6 protein-coding genes are annotated in these 14,186 nt (G+C 63.3%); all 6 read left to right on the forward strand.

What is annotated here, in order from left to right:
• The first annotated feature begins 2 nt into the window (after nt 1–2).
• The 6 genes from AC0L3S_RS04550 to AC0L3S_RS04575 all read left to right on the forward strand — a co-directional run bounded on the left by AC0L3S_RS04550 (nt 3) and on the right by AC0L3S_RS04575 (nt 14,145).
• Nucleotides 3–605: a phage connector family protein gene (locus AC0L3S_RS04550; protein WP_473278234.1), complete on the forward strand. Its 603-nt coding sequence runs from the start codon at nt 3–5 to the stop codon at nt 603–605.
• Nucleotides 605–2,695: a phage tail protein gene (locus tag AC0L3S_RS04555; RefSeq protein ID WP_473278235.1), complete on the forward strand. Its 2,091-nt coding sequence runs from the start codon at nt 605–607 to the stop codon at nt 2,693–2,695. Before AC0L3S_RS04550 ends, AC0L3S_RS04555 begins: the two co-directional genes overlap by 1 nt.
• Complete coding sequence (locus tag AC0L3S_RS04560) at nt 2,685–3,245, forward strand: hypothetical protein (RefSeq protein WP_473278236.1); 561 nt, start codon at nt 2,685–2,687, stop codon at nt 3,243–3,245. The genes AC0L3S_RS04555 and AC0L3S_RS04560 overlap by 11 nt, the downstream gene beginning before the upstream one ends.
• Nucleotides 3,157–3,690 (forward strand): virion core protein, T7 gp14 family, encoded by a 534-nt coding sequence (locus AC0L3S_RS04565; protein ID WP_473278237.1) that lies wholly within the window; start codon nt 3,157–3,159, stop codon nt 3,688–3,690. Before AC0L3S_RS04560 ends, AC0L3S_RS04565 begins: the two co-directional genes overlap by 89 nt.
• Before the next feature lie 9 nt (nt 3,691–3,699).
• The gene (locus AC0L3S_RS04570; RefSeq protein ID WP_473278238.1) at nt 3,700–6,267 is read left to right on the forward strand and encodes a glycoside hydrolase family protein; all 2,568 of its coding nucleotides are present in this window, start codon (nt 3,700–3,702) and stop codon (nt 6,265–6,267) included.
• Nucleotides 6,268–6,414: 147 nt separating this feature from the next.
• On the forward strand, nt 6,415–14,145 hold the full coding sequence (locus AC0L3S_RS04575; RefSeq protein ID WP_473278239.1) for a hypothetical protein: 7,731 nt from the start codon (nt 6,415–6,417) through the stop codon (nt 14,143–14,145).
• Nucleotides 14,146–14,186: the final 41 nt, after the last annotated feature.

Consider the following 14,186-nt stretch of genomic DNA (forward strand, 5'->3'; position numbering starts at 1 on the left):
CAATGGCCTCGATTGTCTCGATCTGCAACCTCGCTCTGTCCAACCTCGGAAAAGCTAGCATCAGTGCGCTGTCGGAGCCGACCGCAGAGGCGCGCGCCTGCAACCAGTTCTATGAGCATACGCGCGATGTGCTGCTGCAAGGCTATCCGTGGCGCTTCGCAGGCAAGACGCAATCGCTGGCAGCGTTGACGGACGACAAGCTCGGCGCATGGTGCTATGCGTACAAGCGACCGAACGACTGTCTCCAGGTGCGCTGGCTGAGGCGGGAATATTCGACGGTCGATCCGTGCCCGCAGACGTTGCAAGAGGAAATCGCGAACCCTTACGAGCTGGAGGGCGAAACGATCTATTGCAACCTGTCGCCGGCATTCTTGCGCTACACCTGCCGCCTCGTCGATCCCACGAAGTTCCCGCCCTTGTTCGTCGAGGCGATGTCCTGGCATCTCGCGGTCAAGCTCGCCATGCCGCTGACGCGCGATCCAAAGGTGCGCGCGGACGCGTTCCAGCTTGCCATGCGGACGCAAGGCGCGGCCGAAATGGCGGATGCAAACGAGGTCCGCGAGACTTCCGACAGCACCACTGAGTTCGTCACGGGGCGCGGCTGATGGCTGAGCTTCGCACGTATCAACCGTCCTTCACTGCCGGGGAGCTATCGCCTGCGCTCGGCGCGCGCGTCGATCTGGCGAAGTATGCAAGCGGTCTGAGGACCGCGATCAACCTGTTCATCCATCCGCACGGGGGCGCGTCAAATAGGGCAGGAACTCAGTTCATCAACGAGGTCAAGACAAGCGCCGACGAAGCGCGGGTCATCGGCTTCCAGTTCAACACCGACCAATCATACATCTTGGAGTTCGGTAACTTTTACTTCCGCGTCTACCGCAACGGTGGAATTATTCTCTCTGGCGGCGTGCCCTACGAGGTCGCAACGCCGTATGCGAATGACGTCCTTGATGACCTAGTTGTCATCCAGGAGGCGGATGTGATGTATCTCTTTCACCCGCTCTATCCCGTCCGCAAGATCGCTCGATTGGCGGATGATAACTGGACGATCACGGCCGTGACGTTTGTGCCGTCCATGGCGGCCCCTTCTGCCCCTACTGTGGTCCCCAACGGCACCGGACCATCAACATATTTTTACGTGATATCGGCGGTCTCGGCAGAAACTGGCGAGGAAAGTCTCCCGTCGCTGGTTGGTTCGGCTGTCAACGATCTGTCGCTTGCGGGACGGCATAACGTGCTCTCGTGGCCGCCAGTTGCGGGAGCGGACAGGTACATCGTCTACAAGTACGATAACGGCATCTACGGCTATATTGGCGGGACGGACAGCGCGACGTTTGCCGATGAAAACCTAGTCGCCGACACCTCCGACACGCCCCAGAAGGCTCGCAATCCGTTCGCCGGGTTCGGCAACTATCCGCGATGCGGGACGTTCGTTGAGCAGCGTCTTGCGCTCGCGTCAACGCTGAATGACCCGCAAGCAATCTGGATGTCTCAGTCCGGCAACTATGAGAATTTCGGTTTCTCCCAGCCGTCGAAGGCAAGCGACGCGGTGACGTTCCGGATCAAGTCGAGGCAGGTGAACGAAGTTCGCTCGATGTTGGCGCTCAAAGGCTTGATGGTTCTCACCTCCGGCGCGGAGTGGATCGTCACGGGCGGATCACAGTCCGACGCGATCACGCCTTCCGCGATCAAGATCGACAACCAGGGCTATCGCGGTTGCGCGCGCGTGCAGCCGATCGTCGTCGGCAACACCGTACTGTTTGCGCAGCGGAGCGGCGGCGTCGTGCGCGATTTCTCCTATGAATTTGCTCAGGACAGCTTTGTTGGCAAAGACTTGACGATCCTTGCTCGGCACTTGTTCGAGAATAAGAGCATCAAGGCGTGGGCCTATGCGCAGGCTCCATACTCGATCGCCTGGGTTATCCTCGACGATGGTTCGTTGGTGTCGCTGACCTACCTTCGCGAGCACGAGGTTTGGGCTTGGACGCGGCACGAGAGCGGGCCGGGCAACGATGCGGCGTTCGAGGACGTCGTTGTTATCGGAGAAGGCAACGAGGACGTTCCCTATTTCCTTGTAAAGCGCACCATCGGCGGCGTCTCAAAACGCTACATCGAGCGGCTGCACACGCGTGCGTTCGAGACGATTGCTGACGCGTTCTTTGTTGATAGCGGCCTGTCCTACGTCGGCGCGCCCAAGACCATTTTCACGGGCCTCGATCATTTGAACGGGCAGCAGGTCGTTGCGCTCGCTGACGGCAACGTGGTGCGGAATATGACGGTGGGCGCGGTGACAGGGGGGATCGGTATCGTCCTCCCGAACGCCGCATCCAAGGCTCATATTGGCCTGCCTATGGAAGCCTCGTTGCAAACCCTGAACCTCGACCTAGGCATGGTTCAAGGGTTGGGCACGGTTCAGGGTAGGAACAAGTCCGTGAGCGAAGTGACGCTGCGCGTTCAGGACACGCGCGGAATTTTCCTCGGACCGTACGACGGTGATCGCGATAGCGAGCATCTGGTCGAGTATCGCCAGCGATCAACGGAGGCGTGGAACGAGGCTATCGCGATGTATACCGGCGACATCACAATCACGCCGCCATGGGACTGGAACACCACGGGCAGCATGTGGGTGAAGCAGTTCGATCCGCTGCCGATGACCATCCTTGCGATTATGCCGGACGTGACCGTTGGGCGCTGATATCCAGATTGTCCCGGCGCGCGCCGCGCACATCCGCTCGATCGCTCGGCGGATGCGGCAGGCCGATCGCGATGAGGTCGCGGCCGGGTCCGGCAAGTCGCCCGCCTGGGCCTTGGCGTACTCGCTGCGCAAGTCTGCGCAGGCATGGACGGCGATCATTGACGGCCGGCCAGAGGTGATGTTCGGCGTGGCTGATCTCAACATACTTGCCGGAGTGGGTGCGCCCTGGCTGCTCGGGACCGACGCGGTTGATATGAATTTCCGCCAGTTCCTGCGCCGCTCGGTGAGTTGGCGCGATCAACTGTTAGGGCGGTATGCGGTCCTGAGGAATTTCGTTGATGACCGGAACGTTGTCTCGATCCGCTGGCTGCGGTGGCTTGGCTTCAAGTTCTCCGAACCTGTCATGTTTCGCGGCCATTCGTTCCGGGCATTCGAATTGAGGTCAAGCGATGTGCGAAATCATGACGGCCCTAGCGATCGGCTCGACGATCCTGGGCGCGGCCGGGGCGGTGCAGTCGGGGCAGGCGGCGGCGTCGGCCGGGCGGTATAACGCGCAAATCCAAGACATGAACGCGACTCTCGCGGATCGCCGGGCAAAGGACGCGCTCGATCGCGGCGCGGTCGCCGAACAGCGAAAGCGGCAAGAGGTCTCTGGCATCGTCGGCAAGCAGACGGCCGCCATGGCTGCGAATGGCGTTGATCTGTCGTTTGGCTCGCCGCTGGATACGCTCGTCGATACCGCCACGTTGGGCGAGATTGACGCGCTGACGATCCGTACCAATGCGAACCGCGAGGCATATGACTACAAGGTCCAGGCTGTAAACGGGCGAGCGAACGCGAGCTTGCAGCGGGCGCAGGCGGACAACGCCGAAACGGGCGGGTATCTGAAAGCGGGGGCGACGATCCTGGGTGGCGGCAGTCAGGCTTATGGCCGTTACAAGGGCCTGTCCTACACGGGCTCCAGCGATCCGACGAAAATCGGCTCGTACTACTGAGGTTGAAGCATGGTTAAGGTTCCTGAATATCAACCGTCCGTCGATCTGCGGCCTGAGTTTCGGCAGGACGTGGACGTGCGCGCGACGCCGGAAAGCTTCGGCGCGGACATCGGGCGCGGGATTGAAGCTCTCGGCAAGGGCGCGGACACCGCTAGCGATGCTCTGTTCAAGGTGCAGCACCTTGAGGACGTGACGCGCGCGAAGGACGCGGACAACAAGTATGCGGAATGGGTGCGCAATCGCCAGTTCGGCGAAGGCGGGTTCATGACGCTGGAAGGCCGGGCCGCCGTGGACGGCCGCGCGGATTTCGAGAAGGAAGCGGCCGAGAAGCGCAAGGAGATGGGGCAGGGCCTCACGCCGGGGGCGGCTCGGGCCTATGACACGGCGTCAACAGCGCGGCTGCAATCGACCTTGCAGCAGTCGATCGTTCACACCGCGCAGGCGCGCAAGCAGTGGGTGGGCGATGCGTCGGCCGCTCGCTTGCAGTCGTTCGGCGATGACGCCCTGGTGAACTTTCAAAATCCGCAGGCAGTGACGAAGAACCTCGCGGCCGGTATCGCGGAGCTGCGCCAGAACGGCGCGCTGCACGGCTGGGACGCGGACACGCTCGGCCAGAAGGAAAAGGAATTCGTCTCGGGCGTTCACAAGAATATCACGCTCCAGATGGCGCAAACCGACCCGATCGCCGCCGAAAAATACATGGCGGACAAGTCGGATTTCATCAGCGGAGCGGATCGCTACGCGCTCGATCACGCGCTCAAGGTGCCGTTGAAGGAGTCACAGTCCCAGCGGGCGGCGTCCGACTTCATTGCTGGTCGAACCACTGCCGCGCCGACCGACGCGTTCATGGCCGATCCGTCGCCGGCAGGCTTGATGGATCGCGGCAACATCGACTTGACGAAGCGTCCGCGCGTGCAGAACGGGAAGGACATCAGCACCGTCCGGTCGGCGTCGTTCGACTTCGGCGACGGGAAAGAAACTCTGATCCCGACCGTGAGCGATGACGGCAAGTTGTTGTCGAATGACGAGGCTGTTGCGCAGTTCAAGAAAACGGGAAAGCACCTCGGCAAGTTCGAGACGCCGGATCAGGCCAGCGCTTACGCCAAGACGCTGCACGAACAGCAAGAGCAGATGTACGCCGGCAAGGCTCCAGCGGCTTCGCCGGGGCGGCCGGTTGCATCCTCTGGCGACATGATCAGGCGGTTCGAGGGGTTCAAGACCGCGCCCTATTGGGACGTCAATCATTTCCGCGTCGGTTACGGCTCGGACACGATCACGCGCGAGGACGGCAGCGTGGTCGAGGTCAAGCCGGGCATGACCGTGACGCAGGTCGATGCAGAGCGCGATCTGCAACGGCGGATCGTGGGGCAGCAGGGCAAGATCATTTCGGCGGTCGGGCAAGACAAGTGGGACGCGATGTCCGCGCCGGCTAAGGCCGCCGTGACGTCGGTCGGGTATAACTACGGCACGTTGCCGCAGTCGGTCACTGACGCGATCCGCACGGGCGGGCCGGGCGAGATCGCAGCATCGATCCGTTTGCTCCAGAGCGACAACGATGGCGTCAACAAGAAGCGCCGAAACCAGGAGGCCGATGCGGTCCTTGGCATCAACATGACGGCGGCCGGGCGCGACGTCCAATCGTTCTACACTGACATGGAAAGCTATCTCGCGACGATCAAGGACCCGCAGGTGCAAGACCTGACGCGGAAGCGGATCAACGCCATGCTCGAAACCCAGCACAAGGCGCAGCAGGCGAGCGAGCAACAGGCCAAGGCGCAGCTCTGGCAGTACATCGACCAGGGCAAGACGCCGGATCAAATCCCGATGGAGGTTCGGCAGGCGGCGGGCATGGCGGCCGTGTCGTCGGCATGGTCCTACATGGACACGGTGCGCAAGGGCCGCGACATCGAGAGTGATCCGGAAATGCTGTATGGCATGCGCCGATCGGCAGCGATGGACCCGGAGTTTTTCTCCAAGGTCGATCTCAACGATTACCGGGACAAGCTGTCTCGCGCGGACATCAAGGAACTGTCAGGTCTCCAGACCACCGCGTTGGCCGATCAGCGCAAAGCCCGCGAAGAAGGTTTGAGCCTGACGTCGGCATTTTCGCAGGCGGAACAGCAGCTCGCGGCCGTGGGCATCTCGACAACCGGGAAGAAGGGTTCGCAGCTCGACGAGGCTAACAAGCGGATCGCGCAATTCAACAACGCGCTGTCCGCTCAGATGGACGAGTTTAAACGCAACAACTCGAACAAGCCGCCGACGCAAGCCGATATTCAGTCGATGATCAACCGGCTCCTGTTGCCGGTGGTAATCAAGACGCCGGGCACGCTGTGGGGCTCGAACACCTGGACGCCTCCGGGTGCGGGCGGCGGGTTGTTCGGCTCGCCCAAGACGTTCGCGTTCGATGCGGCCAACCGGCCGGATAATTCGACGGTCGAGGGGCAGGTTCAATATTCGGACATCCCGATTGATCTGCGGCGCGGCATCTCGACGGACCTAGAGCGCGAACTAGGCCGGAAGCCAAGTCAGGTCGAGGTGACGAAGCGCTACCAGGATTTCATCCTCAACCGTTGACGTTGATGATCCCGACCGCGCCCAAGAGCCAAATCACAGCGACGAACGCGGTGATGAGGAGGGCGGGCGCGACGATCATATTGAGGATGAAGCAGCTGGCGATTTGCGCCCGGCTGATCGGATTAGAGTTCACAGGAAGCCCCTTGCATGGATACGATCGCGGACTATACGGCGTGGAAGGCCAAGCAGCAACAGAACGGGATCGAGGCGGCGAGCACCGTCCTGTCGAGCGTCGAAAGTTCCCCCGATGAGGTTGCCGGCGATCTGAACCTTGCGAGCGAGTTCGGCAAGGTCACGGGCAACCCGATCCCGCCCGTGCCGATGGTGTCGGAATATCGGCCGGTGTTTCAGCAGGCGATCGAGCGCGAGAAGAACCGGACGATCCTGTCGAGCGCGCCGCGCCTGACGGAATGGCTCCGCAATCCGGAGAACGCCGCCGTCGCGCGCGATGACCTGCATGGGCTGTCCTGGTGGGAAACCGCGATCGGCGCGGGCGAGAACGCCTTTAGCCGGGGCGTGCAGCGCGTTCCGCAGTCCTACAATCAGTTCCTCGCCAACTCGGCGGCAGAGCGTTCGCAGGACCAATTGCGCGGGTTCTCGGACATCCTGGCGGATCAGACGGCGATCCGTGGCGCGGACGGCTCTGTCATTGCCAACAAGCCTATTGCCAACCCGGTCGATCTATTGTCGGCGGGAACGCGGTTCCTGACGTCGCGGCTCGCCACGTTGACCGGGACCGATGAGAAGCAGGCGGCGGCCTACTATCAGCAGCAAGTCGGCTTGATCAACAAGCGGATCGGCGAAATCCCGCTGTCGCCGGCCGGCTCGGAAGGCCGCGACTATTGGAACGAGGCGGCCAAGTCCAACGACTTCGGCTCGTTCATGCGCGTGATTGCGGAGCATCCCGGCCCTTTCATGGCGTTCGTCGGCGAGACGGCGGCCGAAAGCCTCCCGTCGATGGCGGCGGCGATCGGCGTCGGCGTCGTGACGCGGAGCCCTGCGGCCGGTGCGACGTTCATGGGCGTTAACTCGGCCTTAACCGAAAAGGGCAGCGCGCCGGCCGACTTCTTCCGCGAGAAGGGCATCGACATCGCGACGCCGGAAGGCGCGGCAAAGGCTGTCGGCGATCCTGCGCTGATGCGCGAGGCGATCAAGCGCGGTGACGCGCGCGGGCTCGTCGTCGGTCTGATGGATGGACTTTCGGGCGGCGTCGCCGGCAAGGCCCTCGTGCAGTCGCACGTCGGCAACATGATCTTGCAATCGATCACGCAAGCCGCCATGGGCGCGGCCGGCGAGGCGGGCGGCCAGATTGCGGCCGGCCAGCCGATCAGCCTGGGCGATATCCTGATGGAGGGATTTGCCGAGTTTGCCGGCGCACCGGTCGAGGTCGCGGGCATGGGCGGCGGGCGCGTCATGGAGATGGCGCGCAAGGCGAAAGAGGCCGGCGATCGGCGCGCGATGTTCGAGGCGCTGTCCGGCCAAGCGCAGTCCTCGGTTCTGCGCAACCGGATGCCGGACAAATTCCGCCAGTTCGTCGAGGCCGCGACCGCGAACGGGCCGGTCGAAAACGTCTATGTCCCGGCTGATCAGTTTGTGCAGTATTTCCAGGGGATCGGCGTCGATCCTCACGCCCTGGTCGATGAGCTGGAAGGCGTCTCGCGTGACGATCTCGACGCGGCGCTTGCGGGCGGCGGGGATCTTCAAATCCCGACCGCGACCTATGCGGCGAGGATTGCCGGCTCGGAGCATGACGCGTTCCTGATGGACAACATGCGGTTCGACCCCGATCAGTTTACGGCGGTCGAGGCGCAGCAATTCAACGAACGCGCGCAAGAGGCGATGCAAGAGGCCCACGAGGTCGCGGAGCGCGTCCGCGTCGAGGGCGAGCAACTGCGTTCGTTCGAGCAGGAAATCTATGACACGATGGTGTCCCGCCTGCGCTCTGCCGGTCGATCGACCGACGTCGCGACCACGGAAGCGATGCTTTACCCGGCGTTCTATCGGGTGATGGCGGAACGCTCGGGGCTCACGACCGAGGAGTTCATGCAGCGCTATCCGCTGCCCCAGGTCGCGGGCGATATCCCGGAAGGCATCCAGTACAAGACGGCCGACGATCTGAACCGGACGCTTGCGGAAGCGCGCTCCCGAAAGACCGTGAAGGACAATCGGCAAACGCTCCTGGAGTTCATCGACAAGCACGGCGGGATCAACGACGTCGGCGGCGAGTTGAAGGCTCGCAACGCGGAAACGGTCTCGCGCGGCAAGGGCAAGAAGTCGCTCAAGCTGGCGCGCAAGGGCTTTGTCGCGGGCGCGCGCGACATGCTCGGCGGCGACGGCGGCAAGAAGCACAGCCCCGACGAGGTCGCGCGCGCGGCGATCGATGCGGGCTTCCTGGCGGACGATCCGGTTGCCAACGAATACCGGACGGCCATCGCGGAAGGCCGCGAGGTGCCGGATATCATCCGGCCGCTGTTCGAGGCGATCGACCGCGAGCTGCGCGGTGAAGCGCAGTATTCGGCGACGGAAGAAGCGGACCCGGCCGTCGCGCGCAATGCCCAGCTCGACGAAATCGAGCAGTATCTTTCCGGCCTCGGCGTCACGCTCCAGGACGATGACGCGACGATCCGGCAGGCGATCGATGGCGCGCGGCAGTATGCGCAATCGGCCTATCACGGCACGCCGCACCTGTTCGATAAATTCAGCACCGGCCACATTGGGAGCGGCGAAGGTGCGCAGGCGTTCGGATGGGGCCTCTACTTCGCCGGCAAGAAGTCGGTAGCTGAATGGTATCGCAACAAGCTCGCCGGCAATGCCTTGGTGTTCCCTGATGGAACGCGCCAGCCGATTATCACGATCGGCGACATGGAAAACTTGATCGACGTTCTCGGCGCTGAGGTCGATCGGCTTGGGATCGACGTCGAAACGTCGCCAGCCGTGAACCGGCTAACCCAATCGAAACTGATCAGCGAGCTAGTCCTTGACGCCTTCAACAACAACGATGAGACGCGGCCCGGCGAAACTGTGATCGACGCCGCGCGGCGGTATTTGGTCGAGCAGCAGGAGAACCGGCCGGATGAATTGATCGCGACGCACGTTCCGCGATCGGAAGCGAACGAGGTGGGGAAAGCCTACGGGCAAGCGGTCGAGATGCTTGACAAGCTGGTCGAGGCCGGGATGCGCATCGATAACGGCCGGCTGTTCCAGGTCGAGGTTCCAGACGATAGCGAGTTGATGGCGTGGGATGCGCCGCTGAGTGAGCAGCCGAAAGGCGTCCGCGAAAAGTTGGGCGTGGTCGTTCGCGACTTGGATGCAGAGGCGGCCTTGGCTCGCGAGGCTGAACGGCGGGGTGTGCCTCTCAACGAGATGCCTGGATATGGCGATCTAGAACGTGCGATGGACGCCGCTCGTTCCTTCACATCCGAAACCGGCGAACAGTTTTATCAGCGCAAGTCTGCCGAATTGGGTGGGGATCGCCAAGCGTCTGCGTTCCTAGCCGCTGCCGGCATCCCCGGCCATCGCTTCCTTGATGGCGGTTCGCGCAATGCCCAGCAATGGACCATGCAGACGCCGGACGAAAACACTACCGGGAAATGGCGCGTCAAGCAGTTCGGCGGCGCGAATGCGCGCACGTTCGAGACTGAGGCGGAAGCCCGCGCCTTCATGGAGGAGAAAAATCGCGGCTCCTATAACTATGTGATCTATGACGATAGCCGCGTTGCGGTCACGTCATACGAACAGTCCGGCGGCCCTGGCCCGCGCGGCGTGATCCAGTTCCCCGCTGCCGGTGTCGGCAATGGCGACACGGTCATTCGTCTTTTCCAGACGGCGGACCTTTCGACCATGCTGCACGAAAGCGGTCACTACTTCCTGACGGTGATCCAGGACATGGCCGCGCGCGGCGAGGACGGGGCGTCGGCGGACTTTGCCACGGTCAAGGAATGGTGGGGCGCGAACGCCGCCGACGTCGCCAAGGATGCCGCGCGGGTGATGCCTGACGTGGCGGTGACGGCCGATGACGTCAAGGCCGCGCTCGCCAACGGCACCACGGGCGACGTCATGAAGGACGCCGCGATTGATGTCGGCATGCAAGAGCAGTGGGCGCGCGCGTTCGAGGGCTACCTGATGGACGGCAAAGCCCCGTCCGCCGATCTGCGCTCGGCGTTCGAGAAGTTCCGCGCATGGCTGATCTCGGTCTATCGGCGGTTGACCAATCTCAACGTCACGGTGTCGGACGATATCCGTGGCGTGTTCGATCGCATGATTGCGTCGGACGATGAGATTGCCAAGGCGACGGCAGAAACCGGCGACGCCGGCCCGGTGTTCGCGACGGCCGAACAGATGGGTCTCACGGACGATCAGTATGCGGCTTTCCTCAAGCTGAGGGATCAGGCGCAAGAGGACGCCAAGGCCCGGCTCCTGCGCGAGACAATGGCCCCGATTAAACGGCAACAGGAAAAATGGTTCAAAGAGGAGCGCAAAGCCGTCCGCGCTGAGGTCGAGCGCGACGTGAATTCCTATCCCGTGTTCCGCGCGCTGGAGTGGATGGGCAATCGTCGCTGGCTCGGGGAAGGCCAGCCGGAGGCGATGCCCGATATCCGGCTGTCAAAGGACGCCCTGGTCGAGCGCTACGGCGACGGCGTGCTCAAGACCCTGCCGCGCGGGAAACAGACGGTCTACACCGTGGAAGGCGGTCTAGACCCGGATGAGGCGGCCGGCTGGTTCGGCTTCCGCTCTGGCGACGAAATGGTCAAGGCGCTCGAACAGACGCTTGGCCGCAAGGAGGCGATCGACGCCGAAACCGACCGCGTGATGCGCGACCGGCACGGCGATGCGCTCAATGACGGCGAGGTCGAGGCCCACGCGCTGGACGCGATCCATGGTCCCGACAAGCGCGGCATGTGGATAGCCGCAGAGCTGAAAGCCGTGGTCGATGTCGCCGGCACGGGCAAGGCGATGACCATGAAGGAGGCCCGCGCCACAGCGCGCGCGACGATCGGCCGTATGCGCGTGCGCGACGCGATGAATGCCAACCGCTTCCTCGCCGCCGAACGCAACGCGGCCGATGAGGCGGCCCGGCTCGGTGCGACCCTGGCTCGAGAAAAAATCTGGCTGGACAATGCCCGGCGCAAGATTGGCACGGCGGCGCGCGCCGCGCTCCGGGGGGATGGCTCGGTCGATGCGGTCAACGAGGCGATCGATGCCAACAACGCCAAGTTTGAGACCTCGATTGCGTCCTACACGGTCCCGGATCGCGAGGTTGTCGGGAAGGACGGGCAGGCCAAGACGGTCAAGGGTGGTGCGCGGACGGCTACCAGCCTCGGCTATAACGAGATGGTCGCCAAGCTGATCGATGCCAAGCGGCGGCAATTGCTCAACCACGCGTTCTATTCGGAGGCCCGCAAGGTCGCCGACGAGGTCGAGAAGGCGGAACGGTTCGTTGACAAGCTCGGCAAGAAGTCGCACCGCGAGCGGATCGCGGGCGCTGGCCGGCGCGATAACGCACAGGTCGATTACCTCGGCGCGATCGATGAGCTGCTTGACCGCTACGATTTCCGCCAGATGAGCGGCGCGGCCGAACAGCGGCGCGGATCGCTCAATGCGTTCGTCGCCACGATGATCGCGGCCGGCCGCGAAAACGAACTGGCAATCCCGGAAAGCGTGCTCGCCGATGCAGTCCGGAAGCCCTACAAGACCCTGCCGGTCGAGGAGCTGCGCGGCGTGGTCGATAGCTTGAAGAACCTGGAGCACATCGCGTTGCGCTGGGACAAGCTGATCGATGCGCAGCACGAGCGCGAGTTCTCGGCGGCGGCCGAAAGCATTGCGGCGGCGATCGACAAGAACCTGCCGAAGCGTCCGCCCGGCGCGGTGAGGACCAAGGGCGAGCAGGCGCGCAACCTCGCGCGCGCGTATCTCGATAGCGTCCTGAACGCGACGACGTTACTCCGGTCGATCGATGGGTTCACCGACCAGGGCGCGGCCTATCAGGCGATCAAGGCCCCGATCGACGAGGCGCAAAACCGCCTGATCGTTCGCAAGCAGGATGCAGCGAAGGCGCTGGAAGGGCTCTATTCGGTCTATTCCAAGGAGGAGCGGCGGGCGATGGCAGTCCGCGAGCACATGCCTGAACTCGGCTTTGCGCTGTCGAAATGGGAACGGATCGCGGTCGCGCTCAACACCGGCAATGATGGGAACTTGACCCGCTTGACCGATCCGCGCCAGCGCCGGCCGTTTACGGCGGATCAGGTGAACGCGATCCTCGGCACGTTGGACGCGCGCGATGCGGATTTCATTCAATCCGTGTGGGACTACATTGGCACGTTCAAGGGCGATATCGCCGCCCGCGAGCGGCGCGCGACGGGCGTTGAACCGGCCTGGGTCGAGGCGTCGCCGGTCTCGATCGGTGGCAAGCAGTTGAGCGGCGGCTATTACCCGATCAAGTACGATACCCGGTTGAGCTCTACGGCGGCGGATCGCGAGACGGTCGATATTGCGCAGTCGCTCCAGGCCGGCCGGTTCGGTAAGGCTCAGACGCGGAACGGGCATTTGAAAGAACGCGCAGCGGCCGGCGACGGCTCGATTGATCTCGACATGGCGGTGATGCATCGTCACGTCAATCAGGTGATCTATGACCTGGAGATGAGCGAGCCCGTCGCCAACGCGTGGCGGCTGATCCAGGACGGCCGGGTTCGTGGCGCGCTCGATGACGCCGGCCGCTCGGCCGACTTCGACGCGCTGCAAGCGTGGCTCAAGGACGCGGCTGAGGGCGAGCTTGGCGCAACCAGCCCGGTCGGCTCGGTGCTGCGCGGGCTCAAGTCCAACTTCACAGCGGCCAAGCTGGCGTTCAATATCTCGAACGCGCTGCTCCAGGTGACGGGCGTGGCGCAGTCCTTCGTCGTCGTCGGCAAGAAGGATATGGCGATCGGCATCATGAAGGCGGCGCGCAACCCGGCCGCAGCAGCGGCGGCGGTCGCGGCCAAGTCGCCGTTCATGGCGGCCCGCCAGACCACGTTCAACAAAGACGTGATGGACTTCTACAGCGATCCGCGCAACGGAATGACGGCTTCAAAGCTCCAGGAGTTTAAGCGCAACATCTGGGGGCCGCTGTCGTTCTGGCTGATGCAGAAGGTGCAATGGCACTTCGCGGACGTTCCGACGTGGATCGCCGGCTATGAGCAGGGCTTGCGGAAGTTCGGTAACGATGAGGCTCAGGCGGTTGCGCACGCGGACGGCCTGGTGAAGCGCGCACAGGCGTCGGGCCTGTTCATCGATCGGTCAGGCGTCGAGCGCGGTTCGCTGTCATCGACGCATAGGCAAAGCGAAATCGTGAAGTTGTTCACGACGCTCGGCAGCTACATGTTTGCCAAGTTCAACGTGGCCTATGAGCGAACGGCAACGGCCTCGCGCACCATCCGGGACGAGGGTGTGTCCGCGAAGTCGGCCCAGGAGGCGGCGAGCTGGACACTCGACATGACGTTGCTGTTCGTCCTTGAGGCGCTTGTCGGTGCGGCGGTCAAGGGGCAGTTGCCAAGCCAAGGCGACGGCGGCGATGATGAAAGCTGGCTGGCATGGCTCGCGAAGAACACCGCGTTTTCGGTGCTCGGCACTCTGCCGTTCATCCGCGACGGCGTGTCGGCGCTCCAAGGCCACAGCGGCGGCGGGGCCTATGGCTCGATCGTCGAGGACCTTGCGAAGCCCGCCAAAGAGGCGGCCAAGGGTGAGGTCGATAAGGCTCTCGTCAAGTCGATCGTCAACGCTGCCGGTACGGCTACTGGGTTCCCATCGGTCTTTGCCAACCGCGTCGTTGATGCCGGGTGGCGTCAATCGGAAGGCGAGCAGGTGTCGCCGCTGGAGTACGTATTCGGCAAGTTTAAGAAGTAACCGTTCCCCTCGCATCGTCCCGCCGATCTCAGAAATCGGCG

Source organism: Bradyrhizobium sp. Ken01, assembly GCF_055807355.1.

What these genes read in the sequence shown, in the direction of transcription:
- AC0L3S_RS04555 (WP_473278235.1), top strand. Translation starts at nt 605, where the DNA reads ATGGCTGAGCTTCGCACGTATCAACCGTCCTTCACTGCCGGGGAGCTA.
- AC0L3S_RS04565 (WP_473278237.1), top strand. Translation starts at nt 3,157, where the DNA reads ATGACGGCCCTAGCGATCGGCTCGACGATCCTGGGCGCGGCCGGGGCG.
- AC0L3S_RS04575 (WP_473278239.1), top strand. Translation starts at nt 6,415, where the DNA reads ATGGATACGATCGCGGACTATACGGCGTGGAAGGCCAAGCAGCAACAG.
- AC0L3S_RS04570 (WP_473278238.1), top strand. Translation starts at nt 3,700, where the DNA reads ATGGTTAAGGTTCCTGAATATCAACCGTCCGTCGATCTGCGGCCTGAG.
- AC0L3S_RS04550 (WP_473278234.1), top strand. Translation starts at nt 3, where the DNA reads ATGGCCTCGATTGTCTCGATCTGCAACCTCGCTCTGTCCAACCTCGGA.